This is a genomic window from Bacillus sp. BC08, assembly GCF_054326875.1.
The window spans coordinates 1-25,763 of record NZ_JBTGPA010000042.1 but is presented as its reverse complement, the minus strand read 5'-3'; the positions used below and the strand labels follow the sequence as shown (position 1 = coordinate 25,763).

Here is a 25,763-nt window from a genome sequence, read left to right as displayed (position 1 = left end):
TAATCTTTTTTTCCTTCAGACAATTTAATCCCTTCGTTGAGTAACGCTAGATTGATTGTACTATTTACTTCATTAATATATGGTTGAAGATTTGAAATTGGTACTTTCTGAATGGCACGTCCAAATGAATGGATATCATATCCCAATTCTTTTAACTTTAAATTAAATCCATCATCATTATTCAAAAAAGATGACTTCTTCCATTTTTTAACACTTTCAGTTACTTCTTCTATAGTAAGTTTAGATAATATATTTTCATCAATAACCTGATTTCTTTCTTCTACAAATAGCGCCTTTACAAATTCGGATTCATTTATAGATAAATTAGATTTTGCTAACATAATAATCCCTTCCTTTCACATAGTAATTGAGCTAAAAAACAATCTACAATTAGCTGTAATTTATTTACTAGATCAATTACATGTAGATTTGAAATGTTATAAAGAGGGTAAGAGAAAAGGAGAAAATACCCTCTAATTCTTTCTCCCTTTCTCAAATTAACACCATTTAATAGAGAAAATAATTCCTGTTGTAAGAGCTGTTACACACGCAGGTGTTGTTTCTGGTTGTACATCTGAAGCTCCTTGAATTTCTGCTAATTCTTCAACTGTTAATTCATGAATTGCTTTTCCTGATGGATGTTGAGGAAAATTCTTTGCCTTTTCACGAATTTCAGGGTCTTTCCATGCTTCAATTAATAACTCTTGTGCTTTGTGATCTTGTTTACTCATTTTAATTCCTCCTTATATTAATGAATCAACTTATTTACAATTTCTAACTGAGAAAATAACTGTTGCACCAATTGTGAATGCAACTGCACACGCAGGTGTTGTCTCCGGTTGTACATCTGAAGCTCCTTGCACTTGTTCTAACTCTTCAGTAGATAATTCTTTTACAGATTTTCCAGCTGGATGAGCAGGTAAATCTGTAGCTCCCTCACGTAATTCTGGGTTTTTCCATGCTTGAATAACTTGTTCTTTTGACATTCAATTCATCCTTTCATTTTTTATTTGTGTTTCCTTCCTTGATTAAAAGAATACAATTTTCTCAAAACACAGATAACTTCGCAAAATAGCATTTCTACATAAAAATAAATTTGTGCTTTAAGACACATTTTAATTGGATTTCTTTAATAGAAAGCGAGGAGTAACAGTGGGACTAGGAAACCGTGGTATGGCATTCGAAATGCTTATCAATCTAGCGAATGAAATATATCAAAGAGGTGGAGTGGTGCTTATAAACAAGCGTCCGACTCCTGTGAAGGTTTTAAAAAGTAAAGGTGGCCGTGTGCCAAATGGATTCTATGAAGCTAAAAGTACAGTAGACTATGATGGCGTGTATAAGGGGCGAGCTATCGCATTTGAAGCGAATTCTGCACGATATGATTTAAAGAAAATTGCACAGAACCAATTGGATTATCTAGAGAAAGCAGAGAAGATGGGAGCGATTTTTTTCTTCCTTATTGGGTTTAGCAAGGACAAGTCAGTATTCGCAGTACCACTATCAGTCGTTCAATCTTATGTAAGGATGCCCCATCAACCGAAGGGCAAGGAGTCTATACCGAGAGAAGACTTTGGTATTTATGGGTACTTAGTAGAACAGACAGTACGAGCGCCAGTGGATTACTTATAATACATTGATGAAGCAGTAACTCCAGTTTTGTTTGATGGCATGATTCAATTTGATCAAGATCATAAGAGAGTAGCCAATAACATAGAAGCAGCAAAAGAGAAGATTGCCAACAAGAAACGTAAATTATTAAAAGCTTAATGGATAAAGGAACCATGCAGAGTCGATGGTGGTGGCTACTCGCTATGCATGGTTCCTTTATTCATTAATAAGATAATAAAATTTCACGTACCTGATGTAAATGTAAAAACCAAAATTCAGAAATAGGGGGATTCCTTCATGGAGAGACAATTAACTTTATTACCGGCTATCAATGATAAGAAAGTACAAAAGGAAGTAGTAAGCGTATTAAAGGAGTACTGAGTACTCAAGATACGATTCAGTAATGAAGTAGAGCAGGAAGGAATCAGTTTATTCCCTGAGTTACGTGATTCAAGGAATACGAGTAAATGGAAGGTGCAGCAGGTAGAGAAAGCACTTAAAAATTTAACAACTGAAGAAATTATTGAAATACTAAATGTACAATACTAAGCATCCATAACGGGTGCTTTTTTCTTTGTTATATAGAAATTACACATTAAACGTGAATAGGAACACGTTGATTGAGGTTTTAGCAAAAGGGCAAGCTACGGGTTTGTCATGACAAACCCCAAAAACGTTGTTTTTGACTTGGTAGGAGATTCCTACGACCTTTACAAATATATAAGCGATTTTTTACAAAATTGCTTATATATTTGTTGTCGCTTCGCTCGATTTTTTTAAAAAAAGGAGTGTTTATTATGGCTGAAAGAAGAACAACATATTTGCAAATGTCTTTAGAGCATGAGGAAAAAGATTATATAAAAAATAAAGCAATTGGATTAGGATATAAAAATGTTTCAGCATTTCTATTTGCTAGTGCAAAATCATTTTTCAAACTAGAAGTGGATATGAAAGCTTATAGAGATTTAACTAAAGAAATAAATTATATTGGAAATAATATAAATAGCTTAATTAGAAGGATTAATACAGACGGAATTTACACGGATAATGATATTGATTTCCTTAGAGTTAATCAGAAGAAAATCATAAATATTATGAATACAGAATATGACCGATTACTTGACTTAAAAACTAGGTTTAATAGGGATAGCTTGAGTAAAAAGAAAAAGGGAACCATCTTTTAAACCTGTTTTTCTTGCTTTTTTAAGCGTGTATTTTTGTTTTCACGACATAAGTGTTATTTTAGATTTATATCCTTTAAATAGGATTCTGAAGCGCCTGAATAGCATCTTTTATTTTGTTGTTATTTATTTCTAGATTAAAGATTTATATTTATTTAATGTCTTTTGTTTTCTTTTAGTATTTTAAAGTAATATTTGATTGCAATTTATTAAAAATGCCATGTCCTTAGTGAGTACTCATATGGAGACATTTGGAGGGTTTGGTGTCGTCAGTGAGTGGACATCCTGGGAATTTTCGTGTACCCACGTTTAAGCTAGGCTCCGCCTAGTCCCAACCCCTAGTTGGGCCCAAAAACCCCTTATGCTCTTCTCTTTTTTTGATTTGGAATTTCCAATTTTATAGAGTAGTTCATTTTTTAGTCGGAAATTATTATGTTAAAAAACAAAGTGTTAATTAATTTATATGTTTTTTATTGAATGATTTAAGTAAAGTGAGTATCAAAGAAGAAAAAGAAATTAAAACTACCTATTTCGTAAGCACAAGATCTAATGAATACTGCGCATGAAGAATTAGGATTGATTTAACTTAATTTTATGTAAAGTGTTAAGATAAAGGAGTTATAACTGTTATAACGAATTTGAAATATTTAAAAGGAGGTTATGACTATTATGACACCTATTATTTATGAAAATGTATCCCAGGTTGCAAAAAGATTAAAAATATCACCTTCTACGGTTAAAAAATATTACTTACTAATTGAGAGTTATAACTGTTATGCCTTTAAAAGAGACGAACGAGAACGAATTATTTTTAATGATTATGATGTTAGGTTATTACAAAGATTAGTAGAGTTAAAAAGTATGCCACAAGTTACATTGGAAGATGCTTGCAAATTAATTTTAAAAGAAGAAGGATTAACAGTTAATAATACAAATATGACTGTTATAACTCCTGGATCTGATGATTTAAAAGAAGTGTTGAGAGAATTAAAAGATACAGTAGAGTTACAACAAAAACAATTACAGAATCAAAATGAGCAAATAGCTAAACTAACAAACGTATTGGAATCTCAACAAAAGCTATTGACTCATTCTAATAATATAGAAAAACAACAGGTTACTGATCGGGATAAAGCGGTTATGACTGTTATGCGAGAACTTCAAGAAGTAAAACAGATGGTTGCAGCAAGTAACGAAAAGAAATGGTATCAATTTTGGAAGTGATTTGCTGAGTCCTGGCGTTTATGCCGCGAAAGTTCCTTGACGATGAGGGTTCGGAGAGGATCGTGGTCAAGGGAACCGTGGAATAAAAAGCGAGGACGGACCCCAGGACAGGGCAAAAACCAATGTCTTCGCCAAGATTCGTGGTTCTACTGTTAGAAAAAGGCGAATAAGAATATAGCATACATACAATAAGGGAATGCAGTATAGATCAGTCTACAAGCATTCCCTTGCTATTAATATGTTATTTTTTTATAGAGTTTGAGTTATTATGATATAGGCTATGTATAGTAAAGATAAAAAGATAAATGTATCTAGTGTTAAAAAAACGTATAAAAATTTTTTTATTTTTTTAGATGCATCATTTTTAATCATATAGATAATGAATAGAATTGTGATTGATTGAAATAAAATGGTGAAAAATAAAAAGCTAATAGAAAATACTATAACGTTAGGTGCAAATCCGGTTTTTGCAATAAGTAGAGTACTGATTATGTTAAGGATAAATGTAGTTATTATAAAAGTATATTTATAGATGTTTTTAATTTTGATCACCTACTTTAATTTTTTGTTTGATAATATAGTTGTTTATTTTTATGGTTATATATAAGTATTTTGTTATTGTTTTCGTCTACAATGTAAACATCTTTTTCTTGCCAATCTATCCCGTGAGCTATATCTTTGTCGATTGAAAATAAAACGTCTTTATTTTTAAAAGGAATTGAATTTCGATGAGCATGAATATTTATTTCATGCTCTTTTGCTTCAATGCTATAATCTCCTGAATAATTGGAGAAGAAAGGTGTTAATTTACTATAAATATATAGAATTTCTTTTTTATCGCTTTCTTGATAAAAGTGGGAATTAATAACCTTTAGATCTGATGTTTTTATGTCTTTTGGTATAAGTAAAAAGGCAATGAGACAATAAAATATAACAACAATAGTAATTAAAGAATATATGTAGAGAGAGGCTATTAATAAATATCTTTTATAATTGCTTTGTTTTATTATCTGATTTTGCAAATTTGAATCCTCCTTTAATAAAGAATCAATTGAAACATTAAATAGATTGCTTAAGGCTAATAAATTGGTTAGATCGGGAAGACTTTTTCCTAGTTCCCATTTAGATATAACTTGTCTTGAAATAAATAATTGGCTGGCTACATCTTCTTGTGTCATTTTATTTATTAATCTCAAATGTTTTATTTTTTTTCCAATGTCCATATATGTACCTCCTTTAATTACTTTAATTATTCTAATGTTAAATAGTAAGAAACGCATCGTAGCGTTATAAAAAAGGCATGCAATGATCTGTTGCGGAGCATTTTATGGTGATTTATCTTCTTAATAATGGGGTATCACCAGCGTTTCGGAAAAAAACATGCTAAGAGCATGCAAGATTTTATACAGCTTTTTGTCTAATTCAATAACAAACAAGAACTCTAAAACCGCGCCAAGATAGGAATGTATAAAAAATTGAATAGATCCATAGAACAAAAAAAGGCGGATTCCCTGTGAGAGTGAGGATCCGCCTTTTTCTTTTCTACCGATAATGAGACGTTATGTTAACCGAGCGTGTATAGGATATACAAACAAATACCCCCAACAAATTACCTCTTCTGAATGGTATAATTAGGAAAATGGAGGTGCATGTAGCATGGTAAAGAAAACAGGTTGGACCTATCTCATTGGTTTATTATCATTAGGAATCCTCGCAATAATCGTGGCAAATACTGCTAAGTTGATTCCGAATCATGTTGTTTCCTCGAAAATCTTTATTGTTGCAATTATCATTGGATTCGGAGCCAATTTAACGGGGCTTTACTTACTTAAAAAAAACAAATTGTAAGAACCGATAACCCCTTTCTCCAAACGAGAGGGATTTGCTGTGTAATGGAAGGGGATTCGATTATGGTGAGAATAAATGCTTGGAATATTGCTCCATTTATTATGGCAATTATTGGATTTATATTCAGCCTAAAATTTCAAGATATGGCGTATTGGGAGCGAAATGAAACAAGAGTAGTAGGTACATTCAGTATCGCATGGTTTTGGATTGGAGTAGGCTTAACATATGCCTGTACCATTACATCAATTATTCTTGTATTCTTACAGACCAAAAATATACAGCGGGGTACAATGAGTAATGTTTTGAGGTCTATTAATTTACTCATAGTCACTATAACGCTGATTTGGACAACATTTGTTGTCATAGCAGGGTCTTCTTGTAGAGTGATAATAAAGTAGTTTAATTTACAATAAAGTCCTTTAAGAAATAATAAAGTTGTTTAATTCCCTATAGAGCTAACGGAGCAGTCTAGTTTAATAAGTTGGGAAGTAATGCTTAACTACTTGATAAAGCATGAGCTAATGAAGTACCGGAAAAATAACTGTACCACGAAATAGTGCCATAATTGGGGCTTAGAAACAAGTCGATAAATTAGAATTTGTAATGGAGATTATTTATATTTTGTGCGGAGCGCAACTTTGAATTGGCAGAAAGCAAACATTAGGTGATAAAAGTCAAAGCGTCCATCCGTTAAAATTTAATGTATACATTTAAAATGTGAGGTGAAGAAATCATGACAGACAAAAAAATCACAGTACAATTTACGATGCTGACATTTTGCATAGCCTATCTTGTGTCAGGTGCTTTGATTGCTCTTGGGCAATTCGGATATTCGGTTCACAATTGGGTTCACTCGTTACAGCAATTCGGGATGAATATCCCCTTTGCAATCTATATTTTGTCGCCCGCTATTGCTTCATATATCGTTCTGAAGAAAAATAACAAAATAGCCGGTTTCAAGGAATGGTTGAGAACTGTTTTTTATGCCAAAAATAGCATATCTCTCTATTTGTTCGTTGTTGCAGGACTTGCACTGTATTTTTTGATACATATTGCAGTTTCAGGCCACACGGAAATGGTGCTTCCATTTTATACGTTCTTCCTTTCCCTGCTTGGTAATCTTATTATCGGTGGCTTGGAGGAAGCTGGCTGGATGTACATATTGCAGCCTGAACTTGATAAAAAATACGGTTTTGTCTTGTCTTCTGTTTTTGTTGGAATCATTTGGATTTTATGGCATATCCCTCTCTTCTTCATTCCGGGGACGAATCACGGAGAGGGACTCATTAACTTTTGGATGTTTGCAGTTCAACTCATTGCGTTTCGGTTTTTCAACGGGGCAATCTACAAAATATCAGGAAAAGGCCGTGTGTTTATGTGCGTATTATTCCACACCATGTTCAATGCGGCATCCCCCATCTTCGGCACCATGACTATGACTTGGGCAGGAACCATTGCCGCAAATGCTGTGATTGTTCTTGTTTCAATTGTAACCGTTGTGATATACGACAAAAAGAACAGGCGAATAGTATAAGCATAATCCGTGTTCGCCAAATTCCAGTTTGTTGAATAGCCGTTTATATAAACGAAACGTCTTTGCAGGAGTGGCGAAGCCACGACTACATGAACAGCCCCCATTATCTAACAGGGACGCAAATTAACCTATAATTCCCCTTTCTGAAAGAAATGTGATTAACATCAATGTGTAAGATTGTGAAATGTTGTACTTAAAGTAACAGGTGCTTTAGTTGAAAAAAATTAAACAACTTTATTATCATTTTAAGTAACAATATTCTTTTAGATCAATTCAGTTTTAAACAACTTTTTTAAAGCCTTATTACATTTGATATGTAGTAAGGCTCTTGCTTTATTATAGCGAATTAAACAACTTTATTATCACTCTACACTTCTGGAATGTAAAAACAACTTCCGGTAACGAAAATTATGTAAATAAGCTGTCCATATGGACAGCTTATTTTATTTTTTTGCTTAGGATGGTTTATTTTTTAAATTTGAAATATATCTAAGATATTATCTTTCTCTTCTTTATTGATACCAATATATTTAAGTGTAATTTGTGGTGTACTGTGGTTGAGTATTTCTTGCAACATAGCGACATCTTTTGTTTGTTTATAGAACCAATAACCGAAGGTTTTGCGCATGGTGTGGGTACCAATGGACTCTATGCCGGCGAAATCTCCGGCTTTTTGCAATTGTCGATAAGCCTGGATCTTACTAATGGGTTGATCCCCTTTTCGTGAATGGAATAACCAGGTACCTTCTAGTGTTTGGGCATACAAATAGACTTCATCAAAAATAGAAGTAAGATTAATGATGCGTTCTTTCTTTGTTTTTCCCTCTTTGATTTTGAATTCTTTTCTCTTTTTTCTTTTTAACTTTACTATGGTTTGTATTTCAATTTGGAGTAGATCGCTGACACGTAATCCTGTATTGATTCCAATTAGAAAGAGAATATAGTCTCGTTCTGAACAGTGGCGTTTGAGGGCCCATTTCATATCTTCAATCTGTTCTTTGCTACGGATAGGTTGGACATCAATGAGATGTGGCTTTTTATTCATGGATTTATGACCTCTTTATTTATAGTGTTTTGAATGTATACTTTTATTATATAAATTGAGGATACCAGGGAATTCGATAAGAAGTCAATGATTAAGGGGAAATGAATGTAAACTAATATCTAAAAGTTTACATTCGAAAATGAACAATAAAAAAACAGTAGTGTATAAAATCACTACTGTTTCTTGCAAGCGCATTATTTTTCTTTTTCTCAGCCGCTTGTATTTCCTTTTCTGTGTTCATAGTTAAATCTGAGTTGTCAGTAATAGGCGTAACTGTTACTACAAATGAATTATTCTTATTCTCCACAGGTACCACTCCTATGTAAAACTTTTTGCTTGTTATTTTTTTTCCAGCATTTCATAAAGGTGCTTGTACATCCCTTTATAACCTTCAGATTGTCTCGTTGTTAGCTTAGTATTTACATAGCTTTCAAGAAGCATATCAATAATACTATTAATTGATGCTTTATCCATGCTTTCTTGTTCTTTTATAAATGGTTTAAGTGTATTTAGCTTTAATAAAACAGCTGGTGAAATTTTAGCCGTTTTAGATGGAACTAAACGTTGATCTGGCTTCTCAGGAGCAGTTACTTTTGCTTTATTGATGATAGGTTTAATAACTTGCTTCTTAAGGGACTCACTATTACGACTAAAATCGTTAGTTCCTTTTATCTGTACACCTTTGTCATTTAAAGTGTTTCCAGGTTTTGTGACTATAGGCTGAAATGGTACTTTAGGCATTATGAACCTCCTTCTTAAGCATTAATAGTAGCAAAATAGTTTTCATGTTCATTAAGTTCGCTAAGAACATCGATGAATAGTTGATGAGCCTTTTCATCCCACATATCAATACTTCCGCTAACGTTAACATTTTTATGGATTCCTTCAATATCGTACACTTTTAGCCGCTCTTGATATCTCACGATTGTATCTAGAACGTTTCCACCATACATTTCCTGAGCTTGTTGTAATACTTTATTATCCACTCGTTTTCCTTGATGTAGCATCATTGGAATAATACCCAAGACTTGTAGGTCTGCATCATAAGTTTCTGCTAAGAATTGCATATAAGCGATATATGTTTGAGCACCTTCTAAAGATAACTCTTGTGTTTGTAGAACGATGATACAATAATCAGCTGCTATCATAGCGTTATCTGAGTAGTCACTAATTGTTGGTGGTACATCAATGTAAATACGATCATATTTATCTTTTAATGGTTCAAGTAATTTCTTTAAATATGTAATTTGTGCAAGTTCATCCTCTGGGAACATATCAAAGAGGAGTTTTGATAGTTTTCTAAATGATGTATTAGATGGAACAATGTCCAAATTCTCGATGACTGGAATAATCTCATTCTCTAAATTTTGATTTAGAAATGCATCCGTAATAGACTTGTCTATTTGTTCGATGTTACCTGTTTTTGCAAGGACTCTTGTAGCGTTACCCTGAGGATCCATATCCACTAAAAGACATTTTTCATTAAATACAGTAGCTGCTTCATAAGCTAACATTGTTGCTGTTTTTGTTTTTCCAACTCCACCTTTAAAGTTACCGATCACATATGTAGTTGCTTGTCTAGTCATTTTCGACATCCCTCCATAAAACTTCGAATAAGTATACCTTTGAGTAAAATTTATCATCTACATACAATATTCGCAACAGTATACCGTATAAAAGTTTATATTTTTTAAACGGATTTATCGAAAAAGTAGAAAAGTATACTAAAGCGTAAGATTTTTTAGTATACTTTTCTACTTTTCTACTTATACGTAGTTTATATGATGAGTAATTTTGAAGATAGAAAAGTATACTTTTCTACTTATGCGTAGTTTATGTGGTTTTTCTCTATATACTGGTAAATAAGGGTTAATTACAAATTCTAAGGGTGAATGAATATAAAATATGGGGTTAAAAGTATACATTTCTACTTATGCGTAAGTTAAGAGGAGTATACTAAATTTGAAATATAGGTAGAAAAGTATACTTTTACACTTTTTCGTAGTTCTACTTTTCTACCTATGCGTAGTTTTAAGTTGTCATTTCGCTGTTTACAAACAAAAAAGCTTGTTGTAACGTAATAAACAACAAGCATCATTCTACAAAACAAAACATATTTTGATATTTTAAATAAATGAAGATGGATAGAACAATTGAATATGAACAGAAAATAAAAAAGCCACTCCCATATGCTATCGGCTACCAACCTTTAGCGGGAATGACTCATTTCTAGTAATTGATACCAACACTTACTAGGATAACCTGTAACCAAGCAGGAATTAGGTTTAAGTAGTGTACCACCACTATCCTTAAACAATTATGCCTTTCGACTAGGCTTATTTGATATACCCATTTTATCTATGATTTGGCTAAAATTCAACTAGTAAATGCTAGAATTGATTATTTTGTAGTCCAAAAGATATATAACGGGCATCTCTAAACCTAGAAGTCTTGTGAATGTACAGGTTATTTAGGAATTGGAGATGCCTTTTTGTTTTTTTGTTCGCGTGGAATTGCCTGAAACCACGTAAATAAAAACTGATAAGCCGTGATTCCGTGCTGCATACATTTGGCGGGAACGTGTTACGGCGTGGCTAGCTGTTGGTCGTGCAGGGGGTACAGAGTATACGCCTACAAAAACAGCACCTCTCATTGGAATCCTGTTCTTCTGGTGAGGGTGGGCGAGAACTTGCCCAGGGACGATTCTCTAAAAGGTTCGGGTGGTTATCGTTAGCATTACGGTGCTAGGGAGTACATTCAGTTTGTCGTGTAGGGACGATATTACAAAGACAAGCCATAGAAAAAGGATGTATGCGGTGAAAGTCGCTGAGTGAACAGGGTCTATACATACGGATACCTTATAAGTGACCGCATGTCAAAAACAAAGACGCTTATCCATCTATTTTGAATGATTACTTTTTTTTTGATCATTTAAAGTAGGGGATAAATTTGTCTTCCAGCCGTTTTCCTTAATCATTCCCACATGATAAAAAACCTTAAGACCTTCAGTCAAGCTTAAATATGAAGGAAAGATGAAAAATTTAAGCTTGTTTAAGATCTAGGGGAACTATTCACTAAGATAGATGAATAAGGGAATTATAATTTATTTGGTTAAGGGGTAAGGTGAGGGATGGTTAGAATAGGCCTTATTGCAGAATTTGATTTTATTAATCAGATATAGTACGTGAAATTTAAGAAAAGCAGATTATCAAATTAATGCTTATTAGGGGTATCATTAGGATTTTGAGGATTTATAAAGTTAAGGGAGAAATCCTTGTATCAATAGGGTTTACTCTATTGGTACTTAACTGATTTTGATTTAAATAAGGCTTGCGAGTGTATCATATGGCGTATCTCAAAATTTTTAACGTTGTAAATCCTCATTTTCGGGACGCTACCCCCTTATTAGTAAAAAAAACTATTTTGAAGGGAATAGTTTTGGCTTATTGTTATTGTTGTAATGTAGAGAAAGATGAAAATAACTTTTATCTTTCTAGAATAGATTTACTAAGTTTAGAAGTGGACGAGAAGAAAAAATTATATATGTTGGGTGTTCTTCCTAAGTAGAATGTATTTCAGTCTTGTAAGCTTGATAGCGATGTGGTGTTACCCCAATTATACCCTTATTCAGAAAAGAATAAATTGGTCTTACCAATAATCCAAAATAATTGAATTATGTGATAAAATGAAATTACAGATAAAACCAATTGTGTATATTGAATATTCAAGCAAGGGGTGGTCCTATGCAAATAGGTGAAAGGATTCGTCAGCTTCGAATCCATAAAAGATTAACACAAGGAGAATTAGTCTCTGGAATATGTTCAGTTACATATTTAAGTAGAATTGAAAATGGACAGATTAAGCCATCCTATTCATTTCTACAACAAATCTCTCCTAAACTAGATATTGATATTAACTTTTTAGTTGAAATTGATGCAACAGATCTAGAAAGCGAGATTATAAAAATTTATAAACATTACAAGGAAACAAACTCTATAACCGACAAAGAAATTTCTATGTTCGAACTAGCTATTCGAGAAATTCACTCTATCCCTCTTTTACTTATGACTTATGGTACTTTAATATATTATCATGTAAGAAATAACAAACTAGAATATGCAGAGAAAATCATTAACCAAGCTTTACAAATCATTCCCCGCCAGGTTGATTCTCAATACAATGATGTATTTATATACTATTTAATGGCTTGTGGTAGCTACTTTTACTATAAACAAGATCATATTAAAGCTAATGAAATTTATACTCAGGCTGATTACATATTGGAAGCAGAAGAAAGTTTACAACGTGCAGATCTATACTATAACTTAAGTTTAGTAAAACAACGTCTCATTAAAAATCAAAGTATGAGTCGTTTATATTCAAAAAAAGCTTATGATATATATACCAAACTCAATGTAGAATCTCGTATAGTACGCACATTAATTACCATTGGAGTTCAATATCACAGGGATGGTATATATGAAAAGGCATTAGAATATTTACGAACTGCTGAAATTAATGCTAGTAAAAATAATGATTTATCATATTTATCTATGATTGAATACAACTACGGTATAATATACCAAGGATTAAGAGACTATTCTAGCGCAATTAAACATTTTGAGAAGAGCATTGAACTGAGTGAATTTCTTCCTTTCGAATCAGAAAAAGCTTACACATTAAGGAGCCTAATTGAAATTTATCTCGAGCTTAGAGATTGGGAAAAAGTCAATACACTTATGGATGAAGCATTTAAAATTGTAGCAAAAAATGATTTTCCATATGTAAACGTCCAACTATATAAATTTAAGGCTTCCATTTTTAAATTACGTGGAGACTATTATGGATATGAAAAAGAAATGCAAAAAGCTATTGAACTAGCTAAAGAGAAAGTTCAGTATTTATTACTTCAAGAATTATGTATCGAACTAGCAAATTATTTCTATGAAAACCGAGCCTATAAAATGTCAGCAAAATATTTTAGAATTGCAACTGAATGTTCTGTAGAATAGTATACACCACCCTATAAACAACAAGAAAGCTTATATTATAATAAGCTTTTTTGTTGTTTATCTATTTAATTTTGTTAAATTTATATTATATTTTTCATAAACAATGTAGCGAAAAAACGAGATATTTTACATATTTTTTTTAACAAGTCCCCTCCTTTAACATTTAAAGTAAGAAAACGATAATTAAAGGGGACGATCATATGTCTATAAAAAAATCGATAATTATTTCTGCAACTATTCTATTTACTTGCCTTCCATTTTTTGAAAAAAACACTTTTGCAGATACTATACAACCTAAAACTGCTACTGAACCTTATTTTAACACCGATATTCAACCTGGAGTGCTTGCTCCTGCTACTGAACCTTACTTTAACACTGACATTCAACCTGGAGTGCTTACTCCTGCTACTGATATAGAATAGTCTCTAACTCAACTACTCTATATGTGGAAGCTAATAAAATCTCTTATTGAGTCTTATTAGCTTCCGCTAATTTTTTTTCTTACTGAATTCAAGTAATACTCTTTTAAGTTAATAAATTTTTATATTATTCCCACTATAAATCAAATATTTTATATGATAAATTTAAAAACATTTAATTTATAGTGGGAATTTTTTTATTTACAGTATTTCTGACTTATCGCTATTGTCATCCCACCAACTACTGCAGATACACACAATGGTGTTGTCTCTGGCTGCACATCTCCGGCTCCCTGTACTTCTGCTAACTCTTCTAGTGTTAATTCATTTAACGATTTTCCTGATGGATGTTCTACTTTCCCTAACCTCATTCTTGCTTCTGGATCTTTCAACGCTTCAATCATTTGCTCTTTTGACATTTCTTTCTCCCCCACATCTCTACGGTTTTATAGTTTATTAATTAACAAAATGCTTTACTTAAGTAATATCCACCTATTCCACCTGCTATAATACAAGCTGGTGTTGTCTCTGGACTTACATCTCCGGCTCCCTGTACTTCTGCCAACTCTTCTAGTGTTAATTCATTTAATGGCTTTCCTGATGGGTGTTCCACTTCTCCTAATTTCTTTCTTGCTTCTGGATCTTTCAACGCTTCAATCATTTGTTCTTTTGACATTGCTTTTTCCTCCTTTGATTCAATTATTATTCTTTCGAACTAACATAATTTTTTACTTACATACATTCCTACTGTAACTACTGTAGCTACACACAATGGTGATGACTCCGGCTGTACATCCCCAGCTCCCTGTATCTCTACCAGCTCTTCTAACGTTAATTCATTTAACGGCTTTCCTGATGGATGCTCTACCTCTCCTAATTTCTTTCTTGCTTCTGGATTTTTTAACGCCTCAATCATTTGTTCTTTTGACATTTTCTTTCCCGCCTTTTCTAAGTTTCATTTATTTACAAATTAGCTTACTAATTGCAATTCCACCGCCAACACCAATAGTGATACACATTGGTGTTGTCTCTGGACTTACATCTCCGGCTCCTTGCACCTCTGCCAATTCTTCTAACGTTAATTCATTTAACGGCTTTCCTGATGGGTGCTCTACCTCTCCTAATTTCTTTCTTGCTTCTGGATCTTTCAACGCCTCAATCATTTGTTCTTTTGACATTGCTTTTCCCGCCTTTTCTAAGTGTTATTTACAAATTAACTTACTAATTCCAATTCCACCTGCTATACCAATTGTGATACAAGCTGGTGTTGTCTCTGGACTTACATCCCCGGCTCCTTGCACCTCTGCTAATTCTTCTAACGTTAATTCATTTAACGGCTTTCCTGAAGGGTGCTCTACCTCTCCTAATTTCTTTCTTGCTTCTGGATTTTTCAACGCCTCAATCATTTGTTCTTTTGACATTGCTTTTTCCTCCTTTTTGCAAACTTATTATTTGAAGTTACTTTTACTATAAAAAAAAGAGTAAAACACTTAAACTTCGCAAAATTGCAAATTTATTTTCTCGTTCTTTTCAAACACTCGTTACAGTTCTGCCTATAGATTAAAAATTAATATCAAAAAAACGATCCTGCCACTAAGCAGGATCGTTTTTAAATAATTCGTTGTTGTAATGGGTTTGTTTGTTGACGAATAATATATGTTTCATAAAAATGATCATAGTAATCATTAGATGCTCCTTCAATATGCTTCATTTCGTCTTCTGATAGTTCTACGAAATTTACAGTTTGTTCGGCAGTTGTTCTTTTTAATTTTTTCTCCTTATTTTTAAATAAAAATTTCATTATTATTTCCTCCTTTTATAATTAGTCCTATTTATTTAATAACTGACGTAGTTTTAAATTTTTACCGAAATGTAGAATCCCCTTTGGATAAACTTTCGCTGCAAAATATCCAATTAAAAACATTGTTACAGTAAGACCTACAATTGACATTCCTATTTCGAGTGTTGAAGCACTATTACTAAATACCCGAATCAACATATTTGTCGATGCCGTAAATGGAAAATATGATGTAATCTTTGCAACTAACCCGTTTGGATTTGGTAACACTTCGTAAATCCCCACAAAAATGGATACCATTAACAGAATATTAATCGGCATTGTTGTACCAGATAATTCTTCCGGTCTACTCACCATAGATCCAAATACAGCAAATAAAGTAGCATATAGGAAATATCCTAAGATAAAGAATACTAAGAAGAAAATACAGTGTTCAAAGGTTATTACTCCAAAGTTCAGATCAAACCCCATTAACGAGGCATTTGCTTTTACTAAACCAGATTTTAAATATACTCCGGTTGCCCCAAAAAAAATCATAAATTGCGTCAAGCATGCAAGTCCGACCCCAAAAATTTTACCGAAAATCATAGCAAGTGGTGATACTTTAGTTACCATTACTTCCATAACTCTCGATGCTTTTTCAGAAGCCACTGCAGTTGCAATTGCTTGACCATACATCATAATAGCCATAAAAATTAGTAAAGTGATCAGGTAAATGATTAACGGTGATACTTCTTTATTCTCTTCTAAGCTTTGTTTTTCAATTGAAATTGGGCTCATAATAGATTGCTGTGCTGCTATCGGTAACTGATGTTGGTTAGTAATTTGCTGTGTATTTTTAATTTGAACGAATGATTTCATTTGTTGAATTAGAGAAAGATCTTCTCTTTTCATGTAATACTTCAATGCAGGTTGATTTTTTTGATTGGCAGTTAAAATAAATATTCCACCAATCTCTTTGTTTTGCATTCGTTTATTATAATCAGAGAGCTGATTTTCCTGTCCAATCTCCCAATCCCAAGTATTTAATCTGTTATTTAGCTCTTCAGATGTAATCGGAATGCTATTTTCTTCTGGAATAAATACAACTTTTGTTTTTTTACTAGGATCTGAGAATTTGTCAATAATAGTTGGAAGTGAAACTAGCGCAATACTACTAATTACTAAGAATAGGGTTGTTAAAATGAACGCCTTTGATAATACACGTTCTAAAAAAGATTGCTTAAACACTAACCAAAACTTTTTCATTTTGATCTCCCACCTTTTCAATAAAGATTTGATGTAATGTTGGTTCACTAATCGATACACTGCGAATCCCTTCATATTTCTCAATATATTGAATAAGTTGGAGCGCCTTCTGCATATCTACTACTTTCACCTTATATTCTTCTCCGTCCTCTGTATAATCCACACTCATTTTTTTAAGTAGTGGTCCTATATTACCATCAGATTGAACTTTTAAATATTTAAAACCATAGCTTTTTTTGATATCAGATAATAACCCTGATACTACCACCTGTCCATGCTTCATGATGTATACCTGATTACAAAAAGTTTCTACACTATCCATACGATGACTAGAAAAAATCATCGTTTTTTTCTGTTCAACTAGCTCTAAGACAACTCTTTGCAGCATTTCAGCGTTAACTGGATCTAATCCACTAAATGGTTCATCTAAAATAATTAAATCTGGGTCATGCAGAATAGCTGCAATGAGCTGGATTTTTTGTTGATTTCCTTTGGATAGCTCTTCTGTTTTTTTCTTTATATATTCTTTCATTCCTAATTTTTCAATCCATTTTAAGGCACTCTGTTTAGCAGCTGTGGCCGTCATACCTTCTAATTGTCCAAAGTATATAAGCTGATCTACAATATTCATCTTTGGATATAAACCTCTTTCTTCTGGTAAATATCCAATGGAAACCTCTTGTCTAGATAGCTTTTTCCCATTCCATAAGATTTCTCCATTATCTTGGTTAAGAAGCCCCAAAATCATCCGAATTGTAGTTGTTTTTCCGGCTCCATTCCTGCCAAGTAGTCCAAGTACTTGACCGCCATTTAAAGAAATATTCAAATTTTTCACTGCTTGATAGTCTCCAAAATATTTATTTAAATTTCGAATTTCTAGACTCATTCCGATCAACCTCACTTCTATTCTGATTTAATTTTTAACAACGTATACGATTAAGACTCCCACTACAGCACATCCAATGAGCATAAGTATATTTTTAAATTTCATAGAAATGATTCCTCCTGTCTTTGATTTATTGAGCTACTATATCTAAAGACTTTTTAGCATTTACAATTCCATGCCCAAAATGATTCGGCGCTTTTACAATCGTACTTAATTCAGCACCCGTATATAAAATATGTTCAACCTGTTCCGGAGATGGTTTCACACCATATTTTTCTTTGTATTCTGCAATAATCAAAGCTGCTGTTGCACTTACCTTAGGGGCCGCTAAACTAGTTCCGATCATCAGTTCATATCCTTTTTCAAAACCAACGTACTGACTAACAATTGATTGTGGCAAATTTGTTGGATAAGTTGTCATTGTCATATATCTTACATCAGCTTTACCTTCACTTATCCAGAGAGGTCCATAATCTCCTCCTGGCGCTCCAATTGTAATATTAGATCCATAATTAGAATTTAAGGCTAGTAGATCTTCTTTATTGGAAGATGATACTGTGATAACATTCGATAATCCTCCCGGAAGATGATACTGTGCATCTTGACCAAATCCCCGTTGCTTTGCCAATGCGATAGGATCTGAAATATCAAATCCCTTTTCCTCAGTACCAGATGAAGCCACTACTACACTACCCTTTCTTTTTGCATAGTCTATAGCACGAATATAGGACGTATAAGTAGCATGTTCTTCTTTATTCTTAACAGATTTATAGGTTCCTAAACTAAGATTAATCACATCCATATCATCTTGTGCAGCCTGAATAATGGCACGAATAACATCAAAAGAATCTGCCCCAGATTTATCAAAAACCTTATATGGTACAATCCCAACTTTAGGAGCAATCCCTTTCATTTTTCCATTAGCAGCAATTGTTCCAGCAACCATTGTTCCATGTCCCAAATTATCTTGAGTATCTGTTATTCCTGAAATAAATGATTTTCCTTTTTCGATAATATTTTCTTTTAAATCAGGATGATTAAAGTCTAAGCCACTATCTACAATAGCAACCTTCACTTCATGATTCCCCTCTTCAGTTTTATAGCTTTCGCCATTTTCAGTTACTTTATCAATGTCCCATCCCCATTTTTGATAAGGATCCTCCTCTTCTATTGTTGTACTTCGATATACTCCCTTTTGCACCATATTTCCAATGGGCTTAATTAACGGCTCAGTAAAAATGATATCTTCTTTTGAATAATCTTGGAGAATTGCTTTATATTTTTTAGATATATAATCATTAATTTCCTTTGAATAGTAAGATCCTTTAGATTCTATTCTCATAGCAGAAATGTCATCAATTCTGTCAATATTTATATTTTTATATTTATCCTTGAGGTCTTCAGACAATCTTCCTAAGTTACTCCCTTCTTTAAACACAAATAGATAAGATTGTTTAGTCTTTGCATCTATTTTTTGTGCGCTAACTGGTGATGTAGCTGGAAAGATAACACTCCCTATTAAACTCCCAAATAAAATACATGATATATATAAATTGTTTCTTTGTTTACGCTGAGATTTCACCTGGTAAGCCCTCCTTTAATTCCTGAGCTTTGCACAACTCATAATAATATCCCTCTTTTTCTATTAACTCTTCATGGTTACCGATTTCGACAACTTCTCCTTGATTCATCACAATAATTTTGTCAGCATTTTGAACTGTACTTAATCTATGAGCAATTACAATTCTTGTACATGACATATGTGTTAATTCTTCATCAATTACACGTTCGGAAAGAGTATCTAAAGCACTAGTGGCTTCATCTAATAATAAAATAGATGGTTTAGATGCTAATGCTCTAGCAATAATAAGCCTTTGTCTCTGTCCACCTGAAAAGTTAACACCAAACTCAGAAACAGTTGTATCAAATTTAAGAGGTAATGCCATAATCTCATTAAATATATTTGCCTTTTGAGTGGCTGTAATAACGTCATGTTTACTAATTTCTTTTCTTTGCGCTTCAATATTCTCAGCAACTGATTTATTGAATAATCTGGCTTCTTGAAATACAACACCCATAGATTTACGTAAGGATGTAATATCGAAGTTCCGACTATCTTTTCCATCAAATTGAATCGATCCATCTGTTGGAGTATATAAACCTAGTAGTAGCTTTACTAAAGTACTTTTTCCTGATCCTGAAGCTCCAACAATAGCAACCTTCTCACCTGCTGTAACTTTAAATGAAATATCTTTAACTGCTTTTTCACTAAAGTAATTATGTTGGTATGAAACATTTCGAAACTCAATATCACCTTTTAAATTAAGTGATTTTGGTCGCCCTTCTTCTTCTCTTTCTGATTTGGCCTGCATTACATCATAAATTCTTTGAATATATGATCCTAAATAAATAAGCTCTCCATAACCACTACCAATTGAAATAATAGGTGTCATAAAAGCCATTGCTAGAGCATTAAATCCTAATACTCCACCTAATGTCATAGACCCAGCTAAAATTTCACTACTACTATACCAAAGTAAAAATATAGGTAAAATAAATTGAATAGCAGATGCTGTTGTGTTAACAGCTGATACCCATATAGCCCTCTTTTCAGCATTTTGTAGTTGCATATGGAAACGATTTTTCCAATCTTTAAACACTTGATTCTCTAGCCCCATAACCTTAATATCACTAATGCCATTAATACTTTCCGATAGTAGCCTTTGCACCTGTGATTGTGCTGACACATCCTTATCAGAAAGTTTTTTTGAAATTTTGGTACTTGTTACTAATAATAAAAATACAATCATTCCAATCATGGAAACAGTTACTCCCATATTTACTGAATATCTAAACATGAAGAATAGATAAGTAAACAATAAAATTCCATCAATTAAGAATGAAATCACTTTCGTAGATAAAATTTGGCGAATATAGATATTAGAATTTGCTCGGAATAATAACTCACCTACAGATCTATTTTCAAAAAAATTGTAAGGTAGGCTAAGTAACTTATGCATAAACTTTTCCATAAGCGATTTATCAATTGCTGTTTGTAATTTTGCAACCAAAAATCCCCTCATCCATGCAAAGATTTGAAAACTAATAAATAATACTAAAATGCTATAACCTAGAACATTTATATACTCACCATTTTGTGGAACAATGACTTGATCTGTAATCCAACTTGTTAACCATGGAACCACTAATGAAAAAAGCTGTAAGATTAATGATCCTATTACAATAGAAATTACTAACTTAGGTTTACTAAGTGCAAAGGCTAAGAAAAATCTCATATGTGATGGCCCTGCTTCTTTCCTAAAACTTGCTGTTGGATTAAGAGATAAAGTATATCCTGAATACTTTTTATCAAACTCTTTATGAGTAATTTTCAATCTTCCATACGCTGGATCAACAATTATGATACTATGTCTAGAAACCTTTTCGAGCACAACATAATGCTTGTTTTCCCAGTGTATGATTGCTGGTAAAGATAACTGCCGTAACGCCTGTTTATCTGCTTTAAAACCTTTCACTTCTAAATCATAATTTTTCCCTATAACCATTAATTGGTACAAAGACGTACCACCTTTAGGAACACCATATTTTTCTCTAAGTTCAGCTAGAGAGACATGCCTACCATAAAATTTTAATACCATAGCCAGACACGCTAAACCGCATTCACTATGCTCCATTTGTTCAATAAAAGGAACCTTAGACATTATGTCGCCTCCTTTTGTGTTACGAAATGTCCACGTAACCGAGATACTCTACTATTAATCTTGAAAATCCGCTTGCTAGGAGCGATGTCATCTTTAAACATAACCCATCCATGAAAATAAACACCGATACCGATTTCTACTCTAGATTTGATTTCCCATTTTTCCTTAATAGAGGCAATTAACTCCCCGACTCTTCTTCGACTTATATATAGTGCCTTGGCAATCTCGACATCTTTCATTCCTTTTGAAACAAGAATAGCCACTTCTCTTTCTCGTGTACTTAAAGATTTGGCCATAATATTCCCTCCCTCAGATATAAAAATACAATCAATTTTCTTGGTTATCCCAATATCCTTCCTCATGTACATTGATAAGCTCCTGATATAAAAAAACGGGAGATATCTCCTCCTCACATGTTGAAAATTCTGCTATGGCAGGTACTTTAATAACATCCGTTAATTCTCCATGAATCACTAACATATTTTGGATTTGATGAATCATAAATTTTAGTTCCTGTATTATTTGATTAGTAAATGCATCTTTGTTTGTTTTTTTGAATTTTTCTAAAAAAAATGTGTAACCAATTGCCAACCTAGTAAATAAATCATCCTTGTTATACATATTTTTCACATTATCATCAATCTTAATCAATTCATCTTGCTCTAGATTTATAAAATAAGCCCCTGATTTTTGGACACCTGTAACAGCTGAGGAATCGTTAATTAAAATAATTGGCTTGATTAAACTATTTTTTTTATCCAACTTGCGAAATGATTCATATAAAATTTGTGCTAACGTATTAATATGGATTACAGGCGATATGCTACCTTCGTTTAAACCTTTTCTTTCTTGTTCTTTATATGCCTTATATGGATATTTTTTTGTCTGTTGATCTTGAAAAATCTGGAGTTGATTAAAATCTAACGTTTCTAAGCTGTCTCGTATAAGATTTATTACTTCCAAAAGTTCTTTTTCATCTTTCATATCTTCACCCTCTCCTATCGAACTCCTTATTAAAACTGTACAGCTTTCGTTCTGTTAAATAAAAGAAGTAAATAAACATAAAAAAAAATTCTATTTATCCTGAAATATAAAAAGGAATTTAACAAAAAAACCTAAAATTTAACTTTTGTTAAATACAAAATAAATTCTTTCTTATAAAAAAAAGAACCAGCTATTTAACTAGTTCTTCTTTACATAAATAAAATCAAAAGCATATACCCAAAATAACAGGTGCATACTTTTGATTTACACTCATTATAGATTTCTATTTAACATTTTCTAAAGTTAGGACGGACGGAACAGCATCTGGATTTGATAATCGTAACAGCTGTAGACCAATCCCAGAAATCCCTAAAAATAACCCCGGCTGGTTAATTCCAATAGGTGAATCACACTGATACTTCCCATGTAATTCACGATGCTTTATAACCTGATAACCAAGATATCTTGCTTGATCTACCAAATTATCATCTTGATATAGGAATGATGCTTGTAAAAAAAGTTCAGTATCTCCTATATTACCATGGCATAACGTATCATTATTTTTGAATCCATATGATTTTATATTATTTAAGGCAAGATGAATTTCATCATCAACATGTAAATTCCCATCAAAATTCTTCATTAATATACGACTCAATCCGATTCCTGAAGAGCCATGGCACCATTGATGACAATAATTAACTTCTTCTTCTCTAATATCTTTCCAATTGCCATGCTTCTTATCAAATAAAGAGCGATCATACTGTAAAGCTTTATATGCAATTTCTTTGTATTCACTGCCCCTAATAATATCACTTAACCGCAGTAGTGCCCATGCAATTCCGCTGGTACCATGAGAAAAACCACCTAAATATTTTTGATTTACAGGATCTTTCCAAGCAACATGTTTTTCATCAAAGTGATGTGCATGCATTAATAAATGCTCTCCATATAAATTAGCAATTTTTAAAAATTCCGTATCACCTGATATTTGATATGCATTTAAAAGTAAATGTATAATCCCTGCGGATCCACCTAATACATCAAATACATAATCTTCTTTCACCGAATTTTTCAGTCTATTTTTCAATGATTCAATTTTATCAATGTATTTTTGATTTGGCATATATTTTTGAAAATGTACCAAAGGATATAATAAAGAATATGTTCCTGAAAAAGCTGAAACTAACCCTTTTGATTCCATCACAGGATTTAATGCAGAATTCATTGCTGCTTCTGCTACATCAAGATACTTCTTTTCTCCTGTTTGGTTTCCAAGATAGAGAAGAAATAAAGAGATTCCGCCCAATCCATCATACATTCCTTGTTTTGCTGGCGAAACAAACCATTGATTATTTGGATTAATATTAGCACTTAACCAAGAAGCAGTTTTACGATCATCAGAGTATGCCGCCTCTTTTAATAACTGATCTCCAATTTTCTTTGCTTCATCTATAAATATTTGCTCCAAATTTTGAGGTAATTGATGATTAACCTCAAATTTTTTGGGCTGAATGTTAACATTTTCTTTTACACTTCCTTTAATAGACACACGAATCCAATTTTTTTGATATTCCATTTCCTCTGTAGTTAAATTTTGAATACGTTGTACAACCTGATCATAACCACTTGAATCAAACATGTTTTCAATTACTACTCCTGTGCTAGCATACAAATCTCTCGAATTTGTTTTTGTTGTAAAAAATGGTACATCCCCCTCTAACATATCTTTAATCTCATGTGGGATTAAACGTTTATCTACGTATGGATAATACCATAAACGATCATATAACTGTTCAAGATATAGGGCGTCTCTCATATAATCAGGATGCGCTGATTCATTAATAAAATTAAAGTATTGTTGTGTACCTCTAGCTACGATTCGAATTGTCTCATTTTTAAATTTTTCTAGTGGACCATCTTTTGCAAGGATTACCTCTTTATTATCCATAAGGAATGCACAAATAAACTGATATCCATATAAGATTTCATCTAAATAATCTTCTGCATTTAGTACTGTATCATTTAGCATAGGAAGGTTATTTGCCCCTTGAAACTTTTCGTCTTGTAACGTAAATTTCATATCGTCTGTCATTTCATTAGACAAACGTAATACTTTAAATGGAAGGTCTTGCTCTTTTCCATTTAATGCACTTAAATCTAAGCCTTTTCCATCTGCATTTTGGAACATCATTAGAGGTAATAATCCTGTCCCAATAACGGAATGAGATTGCTTATATTTTAATTTAATTTCTGCTGTATCAGGAAAATCTAGTTTTGGATACTGATGAAATAGCGTTTCTAAATCTATTACAAATGGATATTCTCCCTTTGCAATTACATTTTCTAAATGAAAATCCGCTCCTTGAATCATATGCATTAATCCTACTAGTACACCAAAACGAGTATAATAACGTCGTACTTCTTCGATTGAAGAGCATGGCTCATAGTTGACCAGTTCTTCCCAACCATGATCCTCATAACTTAATAAAGTGTACGGCTTTAGCATTGGAAACTCACTACGTTCTTCAATCCATTTTAAAAATTGATTATATACTAGAGAAATCGATAATGTTTTGGGTTTATAAATTATTATTTTGTTAGATTCAAAGATAAATTTCCCTACTGTTTTTCCCTTTTGATGTGTATCGCCTAATCCTAGGGCAATATTTACTAAAGGTGATCCTTCTAGATTAAATACATTTTTCAACTCTTCCCAATCTGTAGAAAAATGAGAAAAAGCTGTTTCTACATTTTTCAAAAAAAACTCTGTTCGTGTAATTAATAACCTTGTTAAAACAGCATATTCTTCATAGAACTTTAATAAGTTCTCTGATTTATATGCCTTTTCATAAATAAAAGATTGCATTCTTTCTTCTGAAGTTTCACCGGATAATTCTTCACGTAATTTTGCAACATGAAGCTCAAGTACAATAGAGCGCACAGCTTTGTTTAATAATTGTTCTCCAATAGATAGCAGCAGGTTTTCTTTTAATTTTTCACGGTTAGAAGGAATATCAATTAAATACTTGTTTAATATCTCTTCTAAGTTTTTTGATATATAAGAGAGAAATGGACGAATGAATAATCCCATTTCAAGAGGGCCTTCATAATCTTTTTTTCCTTCAGACAATTTAATCCCTTCGTTGAGTAACGCTAGATTGATTGTACTATTTACTTCATTAATATATGGTTGAAGATTTGAAATTGGTACTTTCTGAATGGCACGTCCAAATGAATGGATATCATAT

At 32.5% G+C, this 25,763-nt stretch carries 27 protein-coding genes and 3 pseudogenes; 9 read left to right on the top strand and 21 right to left on the bottom strand.

What is annotated here, in order from left to right:
* The 3 genes from ACXVYO_RS27350 to ACXVYO_RS27340 form a co-directional block, all read right to left on the bottom strand.
* Window positions 1–341, bottom strand: a 341-nt coding sequence (locus ACXVYO_RS27350; protein ID WP_458469391.1) for a hypothetical protein, incomplete at its 3' end; no start/stop codon positions are given.
* Window positions 342–497: 156 nt separating this feature from the next.
* Window positions 498–731, bottom strand: coding sequence for a mersacidin family lantibiotic (locus ACXVYO_RS27345; RefSeq protein ID WP_458469390.1), 234 nt, complete (start codon window positions 729–731; stop codon window positions 498–500).
* A 30-nt stretch (window positions 732–761) separates the two neighbouring features.
* A complete protein-coding gene (locus ACXVYO_RS27340; protein WP_074619582.1) occupies window positions 762–986 on the bottom strand; it encodes a mersacidin family lantibiotic in 225 nt (74 codons plus the stop codon).
* Between the two features lie 166 nt (window positions 987–1,152).
* Here ACXVYO_RS27340 and ACXVYO_RS27335 point away from each other — a divergent pair.
* From ACXVYO_RS27335 to ACXVYO_RS27320, 4 genes and pseudogenes are all read left to right on the top strand, one after another.
* Window positions 1,153–1,770 (top strand): annotated as a pseudogene (locus ACXVYO_RS27335) (Holliday junction resolvase RecU).
* A gap of 138 nt (window positions 1,771–1,908) precedes the next feature.
* Window positions 1,909–2,157 (top strand): annotated as a pseudogene (locus ACXVYO_RS27330) (ArpU family transcriptional regulator); the annotation flags it as partial.
* 251 nt (window positions 2,158–2,408) lie between these two features.
* A pseudogene (locus tag ACXVYO_RS27325) lies at window positions 2,409–2,780 on the top strand (hypothetical protein); the annotation flags it as partial.
* Between the two features lie 681 nt (window positions 2,781–3,461).
* Window positions 3,462–4,016, top strand: a complete 555-nt coding sequence (locus ACXVYO_RS27320; RefSeq protein WP_458469389.1) for a DUF3967 domain-containing protein — start codon at window positions 3,462–3,464, stop codon at window positions 4,014–4,016.
* Window positions 4,017–4,573: 557 nt separating this feature from the next.
* On the opposite strand, the gene ACXVYO_RS27315 is transcribed toward ACXVYO_RS27320, so the two are convergent.
* Window positions 4,574–5,239 (bottom strand): helix-turn-helix domain-containing protein, encoded by a 666-nt coding sequence (locus ACXVYO_RS27315; RefSeq protein ID WP_458469388.1) that lies wholly within the window; start codon window positions 5,237–5,239, stop codon window positions 4,574–4,576.
* Window positions 5,240–5,672: 433 nt separating this feature from the next.
* Between ACXVYO_RS27315 and ACXVYO_RS27310 the strand changes: the two genes are divergently transcribed.
* The 3 genes from ACXVYO_RS27310 (at window position 5,673) to ACXVYO_RS27300 (ending at window position 7,398) form a co-directional block, all read left to right on the top strand.
* Window positions 5,673–5,864: a hypothetical protein gene (locus tag ACXVYO_RS27310; RefSeq protein WP_087955552.1), complete on the top strand. Its 192-nt coding sequence runs from the start codon at window positions 5,673–5,675 to the stop codon at window positions 5,862–5,864.
* A gap of 62 nt (window positions 5,865–5,926) precedes the next feature.
* The gene (locus ACXVYO_RS27305) at window positions 5,927–6,262 is read left to right on the top strand and encodes a hypothetical protein (protein WP_087955553.1); all 336 of its coding nucleotides are present in this window, start codon (window positions 5,927–5,929) and stop codon (window positions 6,260–6,262) included.
* A gap of 335 nt (window positions 6,263–6,597) precedes the next feature.
* Complete coding sequence (locus ACXVYO_RS27300) at window positions 6,598–7,398, top strand: CPBP family intramembrane glutamic endopeptidase (RefSeq protein WP_000130117.1); 801 nt, start codon at window positions 6,598–6,600, stop codon at window positions 7,396–7,398.
* 472 nt (window positions 7,399–7,870) lie between these two features.
* On the opposite strand, the gene ACXVYO_RS27295 is transcribed toward ACXVYO_RS27300, so the two are convergent.
* From ACXVYO_RS27295 to ACXVYO_RS27280, 4 genes are all read right to left on the bottom strand, one after another.
* Window positions 7,871–8,443 carry a tyrosine-type recombinase/integrase gene (locus tag ACXVYO_RS27295; RefSeq protein ID WP_458469387.1) on the bottom strand — a complete coding sequence of 191 codons (573 nt, stop codon included), beginning with the start codon at window positions 8,441–8,443 and terminating at the stop codon, window positions 7,871–7,873.
* 127 nt (window positions 8,444–8,570) lie between these two features.
* Window positions 8,571–8,750 carry a hypothetical protein gene (locus ACXVYO_RS27290; protein WP_458469392.1) on the bottom strand — a complete coding sequence of 60 codons (180 nt, stop codon included), beginning with the start codon at window positions 8,748–8,750 and terminating at the stop codon, window positions 8,571–8,573.
* A 32-nt stretch (window positions 8,751–8,782) separates the two neighbouring features.
* Window positions 8,783–9,184: a hypothetical protein gene (locus ACXVYO_RS27285; RefSeq protein ID WP_458469386.1), complete on the bottom strand. Its 402-nt coding sequence runs from the start codon at window positions 9,182–9,184 to the stop codon at window positions 8,783–8,785.
* 14 nt (window positions 9,185–9,198) lie between these two features.
* Window positions 9,199–10,029, bottom strand: coding sequence for a ParA family protein (locus tag ACXVYO_RS27280; RefSeq protein ID WP_074619592.1), 831 nt, complete (start codon window positions 10,027–10,029; stop codon window positions 9,199–9,201).
* A 2,157-nt stretch (window positions 10,030–12,186) separates the two neighbouring features.
* Here ACXVYO_RS27280 and ACXVYO_RS27275 point away from each other — a divergent pair.
* Window positions 12,187–13,455: a helix-turn-helix domain-containing protein gene (locus tag ACXVYO_RS27275; RefSeq protein WP_074619568.1), complete on the top strand. Its 1,269-nt coding sequence runs from the start codon at window positions 12,187–12,189 to the stop codon at window positions 13,453–13,455.
* A gap of 200 nt (window positions 13,456–13,655) precedes the next feature.
* Complete coding sequence (locus ACXVYO_RS27270; protein WP_458469385.1) at window positions 13,656–13,877, top strand: hypothetical protein; 222 nt, start codon at window positions 13,656–13,658, stop codon at window positions 13,875–13,877.
* 194 nt (window positions 13,878–14,071) lie between these two features.
* On the opposite strand, the gene ACXVYO_RS27265 is transcribed toward ACXVYO_RS27270, so the two are convergent.
* The 13 genes from ACXVYO_RS27265 to ACXVYO_RS27205 all read right to left on the bottom strand — a co-directional run.
* Window positions 14,072–14,293, bottom strand: coding sequence for a mersacidin family lantibiotic (locus ACXVYO_RS27265; RefSeq protein ID WP_458469384.1), 222 nt, complete (start codon window positions 14,291–14,293; stop codon window positions 14,072–14,074).
* Window positions 14,294–14,334: 41 nt separating this feature from the next.
* Window positions 14,335–14,550, bottom strand: a complete 216-nt coding sequence (locus tag ACXVYO_RS27260) for a mersacidin family lantibiotic (protein ID WP_137077047.1) — start codon at window positions 14,548–14,550, stop codon at window positions 14,335–14,337.
* Window positions 14,551–14,589: 39 nt separating this feature from the next.
* On the bottom strand, window positions 14,590–14,805 hold the full coding sequence (locus ACXVYO_RS27255; RefSeq protein ID WP_458469383.1) for a mersacidin family lantibiotic: 216 nt from the start codon (window positions 14,803–14,805) through the stop codon (window positions 14,590–14,592).
* Between the two features lie 28 nt (window positions 14,806–14,833).
* Window positions 14,834–15,052 carry a mersacidin family lantibiotic gene (locus tag ACXVYO_RS27250; RefSeq protein WP_458469382.1) on the bottom strand — a complete coding sequence of 73 codons (219 nt, stop codon included), beginning with the start codon at window positions 15,050–15,052 and terminating at the stop codon, window positions 14,834–14,836.
* Between the two features lie 24 nt (window positions 15,053–15,076).
* Window positions 15,077–15,295, bottom strand: coding sequence for a mersacidin family lantibiotic (locus tag ACXVYO_RS27245; RefSeq protein ID WP_458469380.1), 219 nt, complete (start codon window positions 15,293–15,295; stop codon window positions 15,077–15,079).
* Between the two features lie 188 nt (window positions 15,296–15,483).
* Window positions 15,484–15,675, bottom strand: coding sequence for a hypothetical protein (locus ACXVYO_RS27240; protein ID WP_098239691.1), 192 nt, complete (start codon window positions 15,673–15,675; stop codon window positions 15,484–15,486).
* Window positions 15,676–15,702: 27 nt separating this feature from the next.
* Complete coding sequence (locus ACXVYO_RS27235) at window positions 15,703–16,920, bottom strand: ABC transporter permease (protein ID WP_458469378.1); 1,218 nt, start codon at window positions 16,918–16,920, stop codon at window positions 15,703–15,705.
* Entirely contained in the window at window positions 16,895–17,806 is a 912-nt protein-coding gene (locus tag ACXVYO_RS27230) for an ABC transporter ATP-binding protein (RefSeq protein ID WP_097845485.1), read from the bottom strand. The genes ACXVYO_RS27235 and ACXVYO_RS27230 overlap by 26 nt, the downstream gene beginning before the upstream one ends.
* Before the next feature lie 130 nt (window positions 17,807–17,936).
* The gene (locus ACXVYO_RS27225; protein WP_458469376.1) at window positions 17,937–19,388 is read right to left on the bottom strand and encodes a S8 family serine peptidase; all 1,452 of its coding nucleotides are present in this window, start codon (window positions 19,386–19,388) and stop codon (window positions 17,937–17,939) included.
* Entirely contained in the window at window positions 19,372–21,528 is a 2,157-nt protein-coding gene (locus ACXVYO_RS27220) for a peptidase domain-containing ABC transporter (protein ID WP_097845483.1), read from the bottom strand. Before ACXVYO_RS27220 ends, ACXVYO_RS27225 begins: the two co-directional genes overlap by 17 nt.
* Complete coding sequence (locus tag ACXVYO_RS27215; protein ID WP_097845482.1) at window positions 21,528–21,824, bottom strand: response regulator transcription factor; 297 nt, start codon at window positions 21,822–21,824, stop codon at window positions 21,528–21,530. Before ACXVYO_RS27215 ends, ACXVYO_RS27220 begins: the two co-directional genes overlap by 1 nt.
* Before the next feature lie 31 nt (window positions 21,825–21,855).
* Window positions 21,856–22,512: a hypothetical protein gene (locus ACXVYO_RS27210; protein WP_458469374.1), complete on the bottom strand. Its 657-nt coding sequence runs from the start codon at window positions 22,510–22,512 to the stop codon at window positions 21,856–21,858.
* A gap of 283 nt (window positions 22,513–22,795) precedes the next feature.
* Window positions 22,796–25,763: type 2 lanthipeptide synthetase LanM family protein (locus ACXVYO_RS27205; protein ID WP_458469373.1), on the bottom strand; the 2,968-nt coding region annotated here is incomplete at its 5' end.

Excerpts from the sequence above, each read along its gene's own strand:
- ACXVYO_RS27345 (WP_458469390.1), bottom strand. The coding sequence starts at position 731 with ATGAGTAAACAAGATCACAAAGCACAAGAGTTATTAATTGAAGCATGG.
- ACXVYO_RS27340 (WP_074619582.1), bottom strand. The coding sequence starts at position 986 with ATGTCAAAAGAACAAGTTATTCAAGCATGGAAAAACCCAGAATTACGT.
- ACXVYO_RS27320 (WP_458469389.1), top strand. The coding sequence starts at position 3,462 with ATGACACCTATTATTTATGAAAATGTATCCCAGGTTGCAAAAAGATTA.
- ACXVYO_RS27315 (WP_458469388.1), bottom strand. The coding sequence starts at position 5,239 with ATGGACATTGGAAAAAAAATAAAACATTTGAGATTAATAAATAAAATG.
- ACXVYO_RS27310 (WP_087955552.1), top strand. The coding sequence starts at position 5,673 with ATGGTAAAGAAAACAGGTTGGACCTATCTCATTGGTTTATTATCATTA.
- ACXVYO_RS27305 (WP_087955553.1), top strand. The coding sequence starts at position 5,927 with ATGGTGAGAATAAATGCTTGGAATATTGCTCCATTTATTATGGCAATT.
- ACXVYO_RS27300 (WP_000130117.1), top strand. The coding sequence starts at position 6,598 with ATGACAGACAAAAAAATCACAGTACAATTTACGATGCTGACATTTTGC.
- ACXVYO_RS27295 (WP_458469387.1), bottom strand. The coding sequence starts at position 8,443 with ATGAATAAAAAGCCACATCTCATTGATGTCCAACCTATCCGTAGCAAA.
- ACXVYO_RS27285 (WP_458469386.1), bottom strand. The coding sequence starts at position 9,184 with ATGCCTAAAGTACCATTTCAGCCTATAGTCACAAAACCTGGAAACACT.
- ACXVYO_RS27280 (WP_074619592.1), bottom strand. The coding sequence starts at position 10,029 with ATGACTAGACAAGCAACTACATATGTGATCGGTAACTTTAAAGGTGGA.
- ACXVYO_RS27275 (WP_074619568.1), top strand. The coding sequence starts at position 12,187 with ATGCAAATAGGTGAAAGGATTCGTCAGCTTCGAATCCATAAAAGATTA.
- ACXVYO_RS27270 (WP_458469385.1), top strand. The coding sequence starts at position 13,656 with ATGTCTATAAAAAAATCGATAATTATTTCTGCAACTATTCTATTTACT.
- ACXVYO_RS27265 (WP_458469384.1), bottom strand. The coding sequence starts at position 14,293 with ATGTCAAAAGAGCAAATGATTGAAGCGTTGAAAGATCCAGAAGCAAGA.
- ACXVYO_RS27260 (WP_137077047.1), bottom strand. The coding sequence starts at position 14,550 with ATGTCAAAAGAACAAATGATTGAAGCGTTGAAAGATCCAGAAGCAAGA.
- ACXVYO_RS27255 (WP_458469383.1), bottom strand. The coding sequence starts at position 14,805 with ATGTCAAAAGAACAAATGATTGAGGCGTTAAAAAATCCAGAAGCAAGA.
- ACXVYO_RS27250 (WP_458469382.1), bottom strand. The coding sequence starts at position 15,052 with ATGTCAAAAGAACAAATGATTGAGGCGTTGAAAGATCCAGAAGCAAGA.
- ACXVYO_RS27245 (WP_458469380.1), bottom strand. The coding sequence starts at position 15,295 with ATGTCAAAAGAACAAATGATTGAGGCGTTGAAAAATCCAGAAGCAAGA.
- ACXVYO_RS27240 (WP_098239691.1), bottom strand. The coding sequence starts at position 15,675 with ATGAAATTTTTATTTAAAAATAAGGAGAAAAAATTAAAAAGAACAACT.
- ACXVYO_RS27235 (WP_458469378.1), bottom strand. The coding sequence starts at position 16,920 with ATGAAAAAGTTTTGGTTAGTGTTTAAGCAATCTTTTTTAGAACGTGTA.
- ACXVYO_RS27230 (WP_097845485.1), bottom strand. The coding sequence starts at position 17,806 with ATGAGTCTAGAAATTCGAAATTTAAATAAATATTTTGGAGACTATCAA.
- ACXVYO_RS27220 (WP_097845483.1), bottom strand. The coding sequence starts at position 21,528 with ATGTCTAAGGTTCCTTTTATTGAACAAATGGAGCATAGTGAATGCGGT.
- ACXVYO_RS27215 (WP_097845482.1), bottom strand. The coding sequence starts at position 21,824 with ATGGCCAAATCTTTAAGTACACGAGAAAGAGAAGTGGCTATTCTTGTT.
- ACXVYO_RS27210 (WP_458469374.1), bottom strand. The coding sequence starts at position 22,512 with ATGAAAGATGAAAAAGAACTTTTGGAAGTAATAAATCTTATACGAGAC.